This window comes from Candidatus Enterococcus leclercqii (assembly GCF_009933135.1).
Lineage (GTDB): Bacteria > Bacillota > Bacilli > Lactobacillales > Enterococcaceae > Enterococcus_C > Enterococcus_C leclercqii.
Genome location: NZ_MAEH01000017.1, coordinates 1 through 14,463 on the forward strand (window position 1 = coordinate 1; position 14,463 = coordinate 14,463).

Annotated in this window: 10 protein-coding genes and 1 pseudogene; 5 read left to right on the top strand and 6 right to left on the bottom strand. The window is 48.4% G+C overall.

Annotated elements, in window-relative coordinates; all coding sequences use genetic code 11:
• Positions 1 to 303: 303 nt before the first annotated feature.
• From pknB to priA, 6 genes and pseudogenes are all read right to left on the bottom strand, one after another.
• Positions 304 to 2,598, bottom strand: coding sequence for a Stk1 family PASTA domain-containing Ser/Thr kinase (pknB, locus tag BAU14_RS11305; protein ID WP_161900224.1), 2,295 nt, complete (start codon positions 2,596 to 2,598; stop codon positions 304 to 306).
• Positions 2,595 to 3,335, bottom strand: a complete 741-nt coding sequence (locus BAU14_RS11310) for a Stp1/IreP family PP2C-type Ser/Thr phosphatase (protein ID WP_161900225.1) — start codon at positions 3,333 to 3,335, stop codon at positions 2,595 to 2,597. The genes pknB and BAU14_RS11310 overlap by 4 nt, the downstream gene beginning before the upstream one ends.
• Positions 3,336 to 3,518: 183 nt before the next feature.
• A complete protein-coding gene (rsmB, locus tag BAU14_RS11315) occupies positions 3,519 to 4,928 on the bottom strand; it encodes a 16S rRNA (cytosine(967)-C(5))-methyltransferase RsmB (protein ID WP_161900226.1) in 1,410 nt (469 codons plus the stop codon).
• Positions 4,929 to 4,937: 9 nt separating this feature from the next.
• Positions 4,938 to 5,885 carry a methionyl-tRNA formyltransferase gene (gene fmt, locus BAU14_RS11320; protein ID WP_161900227.1) on the bottom strand — a complete coding sequence of 316 codons (948 nt, stop codon included), beginning with the start codon at positions 5,883 to 5,885 and terminating at the stop codon, positions 4,938 to 4,940.
• Between the two features lie 190 nt (positions 5,886 to 6,075).
• Positions 6,076 to 6,564, bottom strand: a pseudogene (gene def, locus BAU14_RS11325) (peptide deformylase); the annotation flags it as partial.
• A 119-nt stretch (positions 6,565 to 6,683) separates the two neighbouring features.
• Positions 6,684 to 9,113 (bottom strand): primosomal protein N', encoded by a 2,430-nt coding sequence (gene priA, locus BAU14_RS11330; protein WP_161900229.1) that lies wholly within the window; start codon positions 9,111 to 9,113, stop codon positions 6,684 to 6,686.
• Between the two features lie 544 nt (positions 9,114 to 9,657).
• Here priA and BAU14_RS11335 point away from each other — a divergent pair.
• The 5 genes from BAU14_RS11335 to BAU14_RS11355 all read left to right on the top strand — a co-directional run bounded on the left by BAU14_RS11335 (position 9,658) and on the right by BAU14_RS11355 (position 13,991).
• Positions 9,658 to 10,566: a phosphate/phosphite/phosphonate ABC transporter substrate-binding protein gene (locus tag BAU14_RS11335; RefSeq protein ID WP_161900230.1), complete on the top strand. Its 909-nt coding sequence runs from the start codon at positions 9,658 to 9,660 to the stop codon at positions 10,564 to 10,566.
• A 2-nt stretch (positions 10,567 to 10,568) separates the two neighbouring features.
• A complete protein-coding gene (gene phnC / locus BAU14_RS11340; protein WP_161900231.1) occupies positions 10,569 to 11,513 on the top strand; it encodes a phosphonate ABC transporter ATP-binding protein in 945 nt (314 codons plus the stop codon).
• Positions 11,510 to 12,322, top strand: coding sequence for a phosphonate ABC transporter, permease protein PhnE (phnE, locus tag BAU14_RS11345; RefSeq protein WP_161900232.1), 813 nt, complete (start codon positions 11,510 to 11,512; stop codon positions 12,320 to 12,322). Before phnC ends, phnE begins: the two co-directional genes overlap by 4 nt.
• A gap of 37 nt (positions 12,323 to 12,359) precedes the next feature.
• Complete coding sequence (locus BAU14_RS11350) at positions 12,360 to 13,148, top strand: PhnE/PtxC family ABC transporter permease (protein WP_161900233.1); 789 nt, start codon at positions 12,360 to 12,362, stop codon at positions 13,146 to 13,148.
• A gap of 108 nt (positions 13,149 to 13,256) precedes the next feature.
• A complete protein-coding gene (locus BAU14_RS11355) occupies positions 13,257 to 13,991 on the top strand; it encodes a tyrosine-protein phosphatase (protein WP_161900234.1) in 735 nt (244 codons plus the stop codon).
• The last annotated feature ends 472 nt before the right edge of the window (positions 13,992 to 14,463 follow it).

Consider the following 14,463-nt stretch of genomic DNA (forward strand, 5'->3'; position numbering starts at 1 on the left):
AAAAATCCTCTCTATTTTGCTATTAATAGGAAAAATCGACTGATTTATTAACCGAAAGATTGTACTATTTTAAAAAAACGGAACGATATTAAATTTTATTTTTATAAGAACCTAGTGACAGACCCTGGGATTTTAAAAATCTTTGTATTTTTTAATATAGCCGTTTCATTTTTCTTTTCTGCCTTACTATCTGTCTAACTCATGGGGTAGGATGACTTTTCACAGTTGCAAGCTATTCAAAACGCAAAACAAGCCCCAGATCCAATATCTGAGGCTTGTTTTCTTCTATATAATCATTTTCTATTAAGGCACCGCAATCGTCGTTTCGCCGCTGACTTTTTGGCTGCCTTCTTTGCCGTCTGCTCTTTGGTAGTAGACGGTGGCGGATTCACCTTTCTTGATGGTGACGGTAAAGCTGCCGGTTTGTTCGCGGCCGCCTTCTGTGACGGTGAAGTTGGCGACTTCTTCTTTGTCGTGTTCTTTGTCTTTCAACCAAATGGTGATGTCCTGGGTTGCGGCGGCTGACGTTTCGCCACCAGAGCTGGTATCGGTCTGTTGCGTGCTGTTACCGGTGAAACTAGCGGTATATTTCACGGTAAAGGATTCTTCTTCCGGTTCCGGCTCTTTGCCTTTAGAGAGAATCAGGCTGACCTTGTCACCGATATTGACAGGACTGCCGGCACTGGGTTCGGTACGGATAACTTTGCCTTCTGCCACGGTATCGGAGTATTCGGCGTTACCGGTGACAGCTTCCAGTTGGAGTTGTTTCAGCTTGTTATCGGCTTCTGTCTCGCTTAATCCTGCCAGGTTTTCTAAGGTCAAGCGGCTGCTGCCATTGGAGACGACCAGTGTGACTTTGGTTTGTCCCGGGATGACTTCTTGGCCTTTGGAAGGGGTGTGACGAATGACACCGCCTTTATTGATATTGTCGTCGTATTCATATTGCACGTCGATGTCTTCGCTGCGGACGCCGTTGGAGGTCAAATCAGCGACTACGCGATCTTCTGACAGGCCGATGAAGTCTGGCATGATAATTGGTTTCACACCTAGCGAGATAGTCAGTTCTACTGTGTCGTCTTTTGGGGAGACTTCGGTGTCGGCAGCTGGGTCTTGGTCAATGACTTTTCCGGCTTTGACTTCGTCGCTATACTCTTCTTTAAAGCTGATGGCACTTTCTTTAAAGCCCACCTGCTTTAGTTTTTCGACGGCGTCCTCTTTGGTTTCACCGGTGTAATCGGCCATGGTCATCTTTTTGGCACCGATGGATACGTAAAGGGTCACCTCGGCAGATTTCTTGACGCTGTCTCCGCTGGCGGGATCGGTTTTCACTATTCGACCAGTCTCAATGGTGTCGCTGGACAGCTCCATGCTCTTATCGGCAACTTTCAACCCTGCCTCAGTCAACTTACTGCGGGCATCGGCTTCTGTCAGATTTTCCACATCGGGAACGGTAATTTCGCCACTACCGCCACCAAAGACGGCATAGGCTAACCCACCGCCGGCTAAGATTACCAGTAAAAGCGGGATCAGCCACCATTTGCGACGTTTCTTTTTCGGTTCGTCGCCAGTGGCATTCTCTGTTGGCGGTACTGGTGAAAGCGGCTGAGTATTGCCAATCGAATTACTCGCTGCGGCAGTTGGAATCTTGCCGGTGAGTTGGCCGACGGTAGTCGCTCCATCCGAAGTGTAAGTTCCGGTGTCTCCGCTGATTGGTGTCAGCTGCCGGGTCTCATCCAACATCGAGTGGGGCTGCCAACGAGGCTCGTTCAAGCGATTTGGTTGCAGTGCAGTCGAAAGATCATTGTACATTTCATCAGCGTTTTTGTAGCGATCAGCGGGATCCTTGGCTGTGGCATGCAGGACGATATTTTCCAGCGATTGCGGGACGTTGGGATCATAGATGCGCACTGAAGGGATTTCTTCTTGAAAATGCTTCAAGGCAATGGTCACAGCTGATTCCCCGTCAAACGGCACTTTCCCGCAGAGCATCTCGTACAAGATAATCCCGATAGCATAAATGTCTGACTGATTGGTAGCCATACTACCACGGGCTTGTTCCGGTGACAGGTAATGAACCGATCCCAACATGGTGTTGGTCTGGGTGATAGAGGTCTCACTCAAAGCGATGGCGATACCAAAATCAGCGATCTTTACTACGCCGTCTTCATTGATCAGGATATTCTGCGGTTTCAAGTCCCGATGAATGATGCGGTGCTGATGCGCCAATGAGATAGCTGACAAGATCTGTTGCATGATCTCTACTACTGTTAAGTAAGGAATTGGATAATGGGTCTGGATGTAGCGTTTCAAATCCATGCCCTTCACGTATTCCATCACTAAGTATTGCATGCCGTCTTCTTCACCGACATCATAGACAGAAACGATGTTGGGATGCACCAGTTCGGTAGAGGCCAGTGCTTCTCGTTGAAAGCGGCGAATAGCGGCTTGATCGTTTTGGAAGTCAAAACGCAAGACTTTGACGGCGACTTCCCGATCCAAAATCAAATCCTGGGCCAGGTAAACATTGGCCATACCGCCGGAGCCGATATTGCCGATGATTTTGTAACGGCCGTTGATTTTCTTGCCAATTTCAATCATGACAGACTGCCTCCTTTAGCGATCAAGAAGACCGTGATATTGTCCACTCCGCCGGCTTCATTGGCTGCGGCAATCAGAGTATCGGCTTTTTCCGCCAGTGGAGCATCCACATGGAGCACCGTCTGGATATCGGCTTCTGACACCATATTGGTGAGGCCGTCGGAACACAACAGCAAAATGTCGTCGGCTTGGGCGGTGATTTCAGTGACGTCGACTTCCACATCGCCGGGCATACCGACTGAACGAGTTAAGACATTGCGTCGCGGGTGAGTAGCGGCCATTTCTTTCGTGATTTCACCGGAACGCACCAGCTCATTGACCAGTGAGTGGTCTTCGGTCAGCTGTTTTAACTGACCATCTCGAAACAAATAGGCACGGCTGTCACCGACATGGCCGATGACGTAACAATCGCTAAACAAAGCCGCGGCGACAATAGTGGTGCCCATGCCAGTGGTCTCTGCTTGCTCTTGGCCTTTTTCATAAATGACATGGTTTTCTTCTTGAATGTGTTTTACCATCCAAGAAGAAGCTTTCTCGGGATCTGTCAGCTGACCGGCTTCCCAAAGAGTACCCAAATCTTCAACTGTCGAGCGGCTGGCGAGATCTCCCGCTTGATGGCCCCCCATTCCGTCTGCCAAGAGCGCCAATGTGACGTCTTGTTGGTTAGTAAAAGCATCAGCGTAGTCTTGATTACTGGTGCGTCGTTGTCCGATATCGGAACGAAATGCGATTTCCATGAATAACAGTACCTCCTAAAACAAATCGGTAGCGCCGCCCTGTGGGAACGCCTGAATCACGTAGTATACAACTAGTTTGACCTTCATCGAGCCTTGAAAACAGGCGGGCTGGTGAGCCACAGACCGGCTGTCAGGTATAGCCCATGAACTGCCTAATTACCGGCAGCTCTACATTGCTGCTTACTAGCCTCTTTTTTTCAGACAGCTGATGAAAAAGCCGTCGGTCATGAAGCGGTCTGGATACAAGGTCAGCATCCCATCTTTGACAGCTTCTGCCAGTGGCGCAGCAACAGGCAGCTCCGCTAGTTCAAACTCCGGATGTTCTGCCAAAAATGCCGCCACTACCTGTTGATTTTCTTCTTCTGCAATCGTACACGTGCTGTAAACCAGTATACCTTGTTTTTTCAGAGCAGGCGCACAACTTTCTAAAATTTCCCGCTGAATCAGAGGAAGGCGGGCAAAATCTGCCGCTGTCTTGCCGTATTTGATATCTGGTTTGCGACGCATCAGTCCCAGTCCGGAACAGGGCGCATCGATCAAGATTCGATCAAAACTTTCCGGTGCAAAATTTTCGTGTACTTGACGTGCATCCATCTGCCGAGCTTCCACCACATCGGAAACCTGTAGTCGAGCAGCATTTTCATCAATTAACGCCACTTTTTGTTGGTGAATGTCTAAGGCGACGACTTTGCCCCCTTGGTTCTTATCCAAAAACGTAGCGATATGGGTTGTTTTCCCCCCGGGTGCTGCGCAAGCATCCAGCACTTGGCTGTCAGGTGCCGGGTTCAAAATCGGTGCCACTAACATGGAACTTTCGTCTTGGACGGTAAGGCGCCCAATTTTAAAGAGTAAGCTGCCTGCTAAAAAGCCTTTTTCCGCCACGAGTCCATAGGGCGAAACCACGGATTCTCGAGCTTCAATACCGTCTTCTTTCAAGGAATCAATGGCGTCTTCTCGCGATACAAAACGAGTATCTACTCGAGCAGAAACATGGCTTGGCTCAAATAAAGACAGTCCCAGTTTACGGGTGGCTTCGATACCGATTTGCTGGATCAATTTTTCGGTCAACCAAATAGGCATGGCAATTTCCGTTGCCAGACGTTCAGTCGGATCTTTGATAGCAGCCAACTCAGGGATTCCCTGCCGCTGCAAGTTACGCAAGACCCCGTTGACGAATTTTGCTGTGCCGGGATTGCCGCGAAATTTGGCGATCTCGACAGCCTCGTTTAAAATTCCGTGATCCGGCACTTTGTCCAGATACAGCATTTGAAAGACTGATAAGCGCAACAATAAGCGCACCCAGTCCTCGACTTTTTTTGCGTGTTTCAAGTAAGGGGACAAGTAGTAATCCAAAAGCTGCTGGCGGGCGATTGTCCCGTAAACGATCTCGGTCATCAGCCGCTGATCCTTGTCGGCCAACTGTCCGCTTTTGGCGACTTCACTGACGAGCAGATTGGAATAGGCGCCACCTTTGGCTACGCGTTCTAAAGCAGTCAATGCTGCCAATCGAGCAGAATGCCGCAGTGCTTGAGGCGGGCGTTTAGCAGCTGCACGAGAACGCGGCTTGCGCTGGGGTTGTTTTACATCATCCATTATGAATCCTCAGCCTCCCACTTTTTGGCCGACAGCCACTTGCTGGCCGACGCCGTTCAAAAATTCCCGGATCTGTTGGCGGCCTTTACCAGCAGGTTGTAACTCCGTAATACTCAAGACAGTTCCTTGACCACAAGCTATCCACAGGTCTTGCTTGTCTTTTTTAATGACTGTACCTGGAGTGGCTGACGTGGTTTCTTCTGCAAGCGGCGTCACTGCCCAAAGTTTCCAGCGACTTCCTTCATACGTGGTGAAGGCGATGGGCCACGGCCGCATCCCCCGTACCTGACAGTCCACTTCCACAGCTGTTTTCTGCCAATCAAGTTCTTCTTGTTCACGAGTAATATTTGGTGAAAAGGTTACTTTTTCTTCGTCTTGAGGGATTTTGGTGAGGGTTCCTTGCAATAATTTCGGCAAGGTTTCCAACAGCAGCTCCCGTCCCAATAGGCTCAATTTATCAAACATTGTTCCTACATCGTCGGTTTTGGTGATGGGAAGTTCCGCCTGGCTGTAAATAGCCCCGGCATCCATCTTCTTAATCATTTCCATAATGGTAACGCCGGTCCGATCGTCACCATTGATGATGGCATAATGCACTGGCGCACCCCCGCGGTATTTCGGCAGCAAGGAGGCATGGACATTGACGGCACCAAAGCGCGGCACCTGCAGCAGTTTTTCCGGTAAAAATTGACCGAAGGCTGCTGTCACGATCAAGTCAGGGGCCAACTCTTTGATGCGTGCCATTTCGGGAGAGCCACTGATTTTTTCCGGTTGGAGGACTTCCAAGCCCAATCGAACCGCAGCTTCTTTGACTGGCGGTGGCGTCAGAACCCGTTTGCGCCCCACTGGACGATCAGGTTGGGTCACCACGGCCAAGACTTCATACTCTTCTTGCACCAAGCCTTCCAAAATCGGCACTGAAAAGGCCGGCGTTCCCATAAATACGATTTTCGTCATCTCAGTCATCCTCCTTTTGAAACGTATCGTTATTGCCATCAGAGTTACGGCGCTGATTGTGGTTACTCTCATCAACGTCCGTCATTTTCAAAATGTTGGTATCTGGCATTTCGTCATTGTCAGTGAATTTGGCTGTCTCGCCATTTGCGGTGCTTTCTGTTAAGTCTTGCGCCAATTCTTCGACAATTTCTTCTGTTATTTGATCTTCCATATAGCTTTCCAACTGATCTTCTGGGATGCGTTCAATCATTTTGTCGATGAACAGCACGCCATCCAAGTGGTCGATTTCATGTTGAACTGCCCGCGCCAGAAAGTCGTAGCAGGTCATTTCCAACTCGTCGCCGTCTCTGTCGTAGTAGCGAACAGTGATTTCATCGGCTCGCGCTACAGTGCCATAGACATGCGGAATACTCAAACAGCCTTCCACATCCACATCACTGCCTTTTTTATCAATAATCACCGGATCAATCAGCTCAATCAGGTCGCCTTCTTCGGCTTCCACCACTGCCACACGGACATTGCGTCCAACTTGCGGCGCCGCCAAACCAACCCCGTCATGGGCGATCATGGTGTCGTGAAGGTCGTCCAACAAGTCCCACAGCTCTTCGGTAATTTCAGTAATCTCGGCGTTTTCCCGCCGCAGATGGTCATCAGGATGTAACACTAAAGGTAATATCATAGGTGCTTCGTACTCCAATCTGTCCCCGCTCTTTGTCAAATTATTCTCTAATGACAAGCGGGCGTTTTTTTAGCAAGGCCTCAGCTGCAAATTTGGCTGGCGGGTCCTTGTCACTTACTCTAAATGAAATTCAACGGTTCGTTGTCAATGGCAATCAACAGCCCTCGTCGCTGTGCTTGCTGACTGTCAGCCAGCAGTCGTTTGAGCGCCGCTTGTAAATGGGGCTCTTTTTTATATTTGATAATTAATTGGTAATAATAACGATTTTTCACCCGTGCCACAGTTCCCGGCGTCGGGCCAAGCAACACCGCTTGCGGACTGAGCTCACTGGACAAATCCCGCGTGATGGCAAAGATTTCCCGCGCCGCTTCCTGTTCTTCTTCATGGCTGACAGTAATCTTCACCGTAAAATAATAAGGCGGGTAGCCGCTGCGGTGACGCATCCCCATCTCTTGGCGGTAAAAAGCTTCATAGTCCTGCTGTTGTGCCAATTGAATCGCATAATGACCAGGGTTAAACGTCTGAATCACGACTTCGCCGGCTTTTTGGGCTCGTCCGGCTCGCCCGCTCACCTGTGTCAACAGTTGAAAAGTCCGCTCACTGGAACGAAAGTCCGGCAGATTCAAGGCGGTATCAGCATTCAATACGCCTACCAAAGTGATGTCGGGAAAATCCAATCCTTTGGCGATCATTTGTGTCCCCAAAAGAATCTGGGCACGTTTTTCTCCAAACGCTTTTAAAATCCGTTCGTGGGCCCCTTTTTTACGAGTGGTATCCACGTCCATCCGCAAAATTTTGGCTTCGGGGAAGATACCCTGAAGTTCTTCTTCAACTTTTTGAGTCCCGGTGCCGTAGTAGCGAATCTTGCGGCTGCCACAGCTGGGACAGACATCAGGAATCCGTTCTTCATGACCACAATAATGACAACGCAAGCGTTTGACATCCATATGCAGCGTCAATGAAATGTCACAATTAGGACAATCCACCACATGCCCGCAATCTCGGCACATCACAAAGCTGGAATAGCCGCGACGATTTAAAAGCAACACGATTTGTTCATCGTTAGCCAACCGGTGGGCAATCTTATCTTTTAGCACTTGGGAAAAGTTGCCGGGATTTTTTTTGGCGTATTCGTCTTTCATGTCTACGATTTCAACCGTGGGAAGTGCCGCATCAGGATTCGCACGGTGGCTCAAAGGCAACAGGGTATAGACGTTTTTTTGCGCCCGGGCCCGCGATTCCAGTGATGGTGTCGCACTGCCCAACACTACGGGGCAGCCATGATAGCGACTGCGCCAGATAGCCAAATCGCGCGCGTGATACCGGGGTGTTTCCTCTTGTTTATAAGTGGCCTCATGTTCTTCGTCCACGATGATTAAGCCGATATTTTCCAGTGGTGCAAAAATAGCAGAGCGCGCCCCCACGACAACTTGAGCTTCTCCTCGTTCAATCTTGCGCCATTCGTCGTATTTTTCTCCTTGGGACAACCCGCTGTGTAAAACGGCCACCGCATCCCCTAAGCGACTCTTGAAGCGCTCCACCATCTGGGGCGTCAAGGCAATCTCTGGTACCAGCATGATGGCAGTGCGGCCATTCGCCATCACTTCTGCAATGGTCTGCAGATACACTTCTGTCTTGCCCGACCCGGTGATACCTTCCAGCAAAAAAGTCTGGGGCTCATCTTTAGCTGCGGCAGCTAGAATCGCCTCAGCGGCAGCTTGCTGTTGGGCATTTAAAGACAACGCTGTAGTCGTCGCAAACTCCCGATGAGCAAAGGGATCTCGATAGGTTTCGACTTCTGCATAACGTAACCAGCCCGCTTGTGCGCCTTGATTCAAATTGACATTGCTGATTCCCGCATCTGTATAATGCTTCACCGGCAGCTCGGTTCCGGCTGCTTGCACCAGCAAATCCAATAGCTGTTCTTTACGTTTGGCGCCGGCTCGCAGTTGGCTTTTGATGACCTGCGCTTGTTCTGCACCTGCAATCAAAGGCTTCACCAGTCGCATCATCTTGACCTTATTTTTTTTATTCACCTGGTAGCGAATCTCCGCTGCCCCAGCTTGCCGCAGCCGCAAAAGTGCCGGCAATACACCGGCAGTTTCAGCTTGGCTCCATTCCAATTCGCCGGTTTCTTGATCCAGCAGATCCAAAGGCAGTCCGGCACTTTGGGCAGCGGCCAAATCCGTGACCCGCACAAACTTCTGGTATTCAGCTTTCATTACCGCTGGCAGCATCGTCTGCAAACAAGTAATCTTGAAGGCAAAGGTCTGCTCTTTCATGTAATCCGCCAGCTCCAGCAGTTCCGTGTTCACTACTGGTGCCAAATCCAGCACCCCGACAATATCTTTTAACGGCGCATCTGTCATGGAATCAGCCACGATGTCGATCACAAATCCCTGGATGTGGCGATTTCCGTTACCAAAAGGCACTTCCACTCGCATACCTACTTGCACCAGCGTCGCCAGCTCTTCCGGGATATGGTATGTAAAAGGCTGGTCCGTCTGCATCGCCGGCACATCTACAATCACTTTGGCAAACTCCTGCATTTGACGGTCACATCCTTTCTGATGATTTTGTATGTCACAGCATTTAGCGGCCCTTTTTTAGACCATAACTTCAAACTGTCGGCAGAAATCCTTCCATATTATAACGGAAAAAAACGCTTTTGTCTGTAAAGGGGAAAATCTGCCCCTGTGGTTTTAGCGAAGCTTAGAGAATAGATAGTCGAAAAAAAGCGGCTGCTTGAAACGACCAAAGAGGCTTTTATTCCTTGCTGCCTTACTTTTTTGGCATCTGCCAGAAAACCTATTCGATAATTCGAGACATTTTGATAGTTATTTTTCTTTTGATTTACTTACTTTGCTAATTGCTAGTTGCCTTACCAGAATACCACGTTGGCAAGCTACATAAAACGATCCAACAGTAACCTTTACTGTTCGTTTACAGAAAAGGCGTCATTCTTTACGCAAACATAACTGAAAATTGATGAAACCGCCCTCGAAGCATTATAAACTACAATCGTTCACAGCTCGCTAACACACCTGCTTCAAGCAGCTGTCGTCCCAACCAATCAAAAGGAGAAGTGCAAAAATGAAAAAGAAAATGTTTGTTGCAAGTTTAGCTATGACTGCGGGGTTGTTGCTGTTAACCGGCTGTAAAGGTCAATCTGAGACGGCACAGGCAGCCGCACCAGAAAAAATTACGATCGTGCAGATGCCGGATGAAAATAACCCTGATGCCGGAACCAAGCACGAAGGATTCCGCAAAGATATGGAAAAAGCAATCGGCTTACCCGTGGAAGAGATGGAGGGAGCTGATTATTCTGTAGGAATCGAAGCTTTGAAAGCCGGTAAGTTAGACGTGCTTCTAGTAAGCCCCATGAGTTATTACCAAGCCAAAAAGATTGCTGGCGCCGAGCCGCTGGTGACCACTACATCGATGGGAGCTGAACCTTACCGCACAGTTTTTATCACTCGAGAAGACAACAGCAGCATCAACGAATTGAAAGATCTGAAAGATAAAAATTTTGCTTTCGTAGACCCTGCCTCATCTTCCGGCTACATGTATCCAAAAGCTACATTGGTCAAAGACTTGGCTCTAGACACGGGCAAACTGGAAACACCTGGCTACTTTTTCAAAACCGTTGCGTATTCCGGCAAACACGATGCCAGCATTTTGGGAGTCGTCAAAGGAGACTATGATGCGGCAGCCGTGGCTGGCCAGACAATCCCAATGCTGGCAAACGCCGGCTTAATCAAAAAAAATGACTTGAAAATTATCGGTGAAACTGAAGTGATCCCCAATGCGCTCTTTGTCGTCCGTAAAGATCTCGACGAAAACATCAAAAAGAAGCTGAAAGACTTTTATCTAAGCTATGACAACGCCGACTATTTCAAATCCTTTTATGGTGCTGGCGAGGTACGCTTCACTGAAGCACATGACAGCGACTACGCGGTGGTGAAAGAAATGGTGGATACACTGGGAATTGAGGAGGAATAAGCATGACGGAATTGCTGCGTTTGACCGATCTAAAGAAAAGTTACGATGGTAAAAAGCTGGCCCTCGACGGCATCAATCTCTCTGTCCAGTCAGGAGAATTTATCGTGGTGATTGGTCCATCAGGAGCCGGAAAATCCACCCTGATCCGGACCATTAACCAGTTGGTACGACCGACTAGCGGCACCGTGTATTTTGACGGTTGCGAGCTAACCAGCTTGAAAGGCCGCGCGCTACGAAAAAAACGAGGCGACATTGGCATGATTTTCCAGCATTACAATCTTATTGGCCGCACCAACGTCATCAAAAATGTCCTCCATGGACGGCTCAGCCGAATGCCTTTTTATAAGTCTTTATTGGGCCTATACCCGGAAATTGAACGAAGTCAAGCGCTGAATTTGCTGAAAACAGTGGGGTTGGAAGATCAGATTTATCAACGAGCCAGTGACCTTTCTGGCGGACAGATGCAACGAGTCGGTATCTGTCGGGCCCTCATGCAAGAGCCTAAGCTGATTTTGGCAGACGAGCCCATCGCTTCTTTGGATCCAAAATCCGCCGACATCGTCATGGATCAACTGAAAACCATCACTACCCGCCGTCAGATCACTTGCATCGTCAACTTGCATCAAGTTGATTATGCCAAGCAATATGCCACTCGTATTCTGGGAGTTAAAGAGGGGAAAATCGTATTTGACGGACCTCCAGAAGCGCTGAGTACAAAGATTACGGCTGCCATCTACGCCGGTAAAGAAGAGCAGATGTCCCTTGCTGGTACTGAAAACAAAGACAATAAAGCAGCAATCAAGGAAATCACCCCCACTGCTCCGAATGAAGCAACGATTCCCAACGCTACCGAGCTTCATGCCCCATTAGACAATAGCACCGTGGTTGTCGCCAGTGAAACTGCTTTAAGCACAGCGACAAAAGAAACAGGAGGCCTGGCACTATGAATAACCCAGAAACTCCTGTCGCAAAGTCACAAACGCTTTCTTTGTCAGAGGAAGCTGCGCTGAAGAAAACTACTGGTATTTCCTTGGTGTTAGCAGTGATTGTCGCAAGTTTTGCCTATCTAAAAGTTAATCCTTTCACTGCACTGGCGGGTTTTCCGGATTTTCTGCGCTTCTTTTGGGAGAATTTTTGGCCCATGAAAATCGCCAACTTGAACAGCTATCTTCCCCTGGTGCTGGAAACTGTTTTGTTTGCTGTAGTAGGAACCTATTGCTCCGCCTTTTTAGCGCTGTTTTTTGGACTCTTGATGTCCGAACAAACCAATCCTGTTCGCGGGCTACGTCTGCTGGTCCGGATTTTCATCAGTTTTTTGCGAAACATCCCCGTTTTAGTCTGGGCCAGTTTGTTGGTTTATATTTTCGGGATTGGAAATCTCGTTGGACTTTTGGCATTGATCTTGGCAACACTGGGCTTTTTGGCTCGCTCCTACGCTGAATCTATTGATGAGATTGGGGCCACCAAGCTAGAGGCTTTGCGAGCTGGCGGGGCTAGTTATCTACAGGTGCTCTTTCACGGCTTGTTGCCAGAGTTCGTTCCTGCTTGGCTGAACTGGACGTTATTTTCCTTTGAGATCAACATTCGAGCCTCGGCGATTTTGGGGATGGTAGGCGCTGGTGGGATTGGGATCATGATTCAGACCAATATCCGACTGTTTCGCTACCATGAAGCTTTGTTTCTAATTGTCATGTTGGTGGTGATGGTCTTATTGACCGAATTCACTGTGAGCCGTTTGCGGAAAAAAATCCTCTAGACAGCTATCGAATCTCATTTCAGAAAGGAAATCACCTATGTCTTCTACTACTATTCCTCTTTCCCCAAAGCGCCAACAATGGTTTCGCAGTGGACTGATTGCGTTGCTGAGTGTTTTATTTTTCACCAGCACCGCAGCTTTAAATATGGATTTAGCCACTTTTTTGCAACGGGGAAAACTCGCCGGCCGTATTCTCCGTAAATTCATGGTATTGGATATTGCCGCATTACCGGAGATTCTCCCGCAGTTAGGAGTTTCGCTGGCTTTGGCAGTTGCCGGTCTGACCATCGGCTGGATTTTATCTTTATTTCTGGCTTTTTTAGGTGCTGCCAACACTGCCCCGCTGCCACTATTTTCCGGTGTAATCAAAGGATTAGTCAGCCTCGTGCGGGCGGTACCCTCTTTAATCTGGATCTTGATCGTCGTCGCCAGCTTGGGCTTTGGCAATACCGCTGCTGTCATCGGAATGATTTTCCCTACCACCGGCTATCTCACCAAATCTTTTATCGCCTCGATCGAAGAGCAAGAGCCAGCCATCATCGAAACCTTGCAAGCCGCTGGTGCCTCTTGGGGACAGATTATCTGGCATGGTCTTTTGCCAGGGTTAAAGAACCCGTTCCTCTCTTGGACGGCAATCCGACTGGAAAGCAACATCGCCGAGTCCATCTCTCTTGGAATGGTGGGAGCCGGCGGAATCGGCGCCCTGCTCACCAAAGCTATCGGCAAATACGATTACGGCCGCATCTCCACAATCATTTTAGTCATCTTTTTGACGATGGTCACAATGGAGCTTCTAATAGGACGTCTCAAAAAGAGCAGCCGCTAAAGACTGCCCTACAAAAATGAGTTTAAGTTAATGAAGGTTACGGTCGGCTGCGATTTTGCTTCCGACCCTACGGTAAAAACTACAAAAATAGAATTGGAGGAGTTTCACATGGAACATTATACTCGACTGCCTTTGACAGGTACCCTCAACACCCGCGACTTAGGTGGTATTCCTACACCATCAGGCCCTACCCCTTGGCAAACATTTCTTAGAAGTGACGGTCTCCAAAACATAAGCATCCCTGACATCCAATTTTTACAAAACTATGGCGTCACTCGCATCATTGATTTGCGTTCAGCAGAAGAATTGTTGCAGCAACCTGACCCTGTGACTGAAACCATTCAATATTTCAATATCCCCCTGATGATTGGCGACGTGGCTGATGCGACTCAAAACCTGTCAAGCCACAGCTTTGATCTAGGCGACTTCTATATCGGACTGCTGGAAGAACGTTCCTCACAGTTGCGTTTGATTTTTGAGTTGTTGGCTGAAAATAGCGGCGCTACCCTCTTTCACTGCGCCGCCGGCAAAGATCGTACCGGCGTGGTTGCTGCCCTGCTTTTAGAATTGGCAGAAGCAGCTTACCCTGACATCATCGCGGATTACCAAGTCACCCATACTTTTCTTGCTGCCGACAGCCGCTTCCAATCGGTTCAAACCACTATCGACCCAACACTGTTACGCTCAGATGCCCAGAACATGAGCCGCTTTTTGAACCATCTGGCCCACCATTACGGAAATGCCGGCACTTATTTTCGCCAAGCCGGCCTCAGCCCAGAACATCTGCACCTCTTGCAACAAAAACTCAACAGGAAACTTACCGTAAAAGCAGTAAATGAATGAACGGGCCTCATTGATTTATCGCTGTTGGCGGACATCGAGTAAAAGCTTATCCAAGTCCTACCGCTTTTCTTGAATCAACTTTTTCACCAATCTCGGTAGACTGAAATAGCTGTTTTCTTGATTAATTTCCGTTATTTCGCAACGACATGATAGTTGCCAATATGGCAAACAACACTAACGCGATATTCAGAAGAACAATTCCAATTGCAAGATATCTATTTCCGCCTTTCTTAAAAGCTATGCCACTGCTTACGACTGATACGAGGATTAGCCCTAAGCAAATAGCTAAGTGTTGTTGTGTGAGTTCACGAAAATTCACAAAGTAAATTATTAGCAACAGAGCAAAACTTATAATAGATACCAGTAATAGCAGCCTTGCATTGCCACTATCTTTTTTTGAAATCATAGCTATCCGCCCCCTAAAGAAACCGTTTTTTTAATTGTATCTTTTCTAAGGACATTCGTCACTAAT

Excerpts from the sequence above, each read along its gene's own strand:
- phnC (WP_161900231.1), top strand. The coding sequence starts at position 10,569 with ATGACGGAATTGCTGCGTTTGACCGATCTAAAGAAAAGTTACGATGGT.
- fmt (WP_161900227.1), bottom strand. The coding sequence starts at position 5,885 with ATGACGAAAATCGTATTTATGGGAACGCCGGCCTTTTCAGTGCCGATT.
- rsmB (WP_161900226.1), bottom strand. The coding sequence starts at position 4,928 with ATGGATGATGTAAAACAACCCCAGCGCAAGCCGCGTTCTCGTGCAGCT.
- BAU14_RS11335 (WP_161900230.1), top strand. The coding sequence starts at position 9,658 with ATGAAAAAGAAAATGTTTGTTGCAAGTTTAGCTATGACTGCGGGGTTG.
- priA (WP_161900229.1), bottom strand. The coding sequence starts at position 9,113 with ATGCAGGAGTTTGCCAAAGTGATTGTAGATGTGCCGGCGATGCAGACG.
- BAU14_RS11350 (WP_161900233.1), top strand. The coding sequence starts at position 12,360 with ATGTCTTCTACTACTATTCCTCTTTCCCCAAAGCGCCAACAATGGTTT.
- phnE (WP_161900232.1), top strand. The coding sequence starts at position 11,510 with ATGAATAACCCAGAAACTCCTGTCGCAAAGTCACAAACGCTTTCTTTG.
- pknB (WP_161900224.1), bottom strand. The coding sequence starts at position 2,598 with ATGATTGAAATTGGCAAGAAAATCAACGGCCGTTACAAAATCATCGGC.
- BAU14_RS11355 (WP_161900234.1), top strand. The coding sequence starts at position 13,257 with ATGGAACATTATACTCGACTGCCTTTGACAGGTACCCTCAACACCCGC.
- BAU14_RS11310 (WP_161900225.1), bottom strand. The coding sequence starts at position 3,335 with ATGGAAATCGCATTTCGTTCCGATATCGGACAACGACGCACCAGTAAT.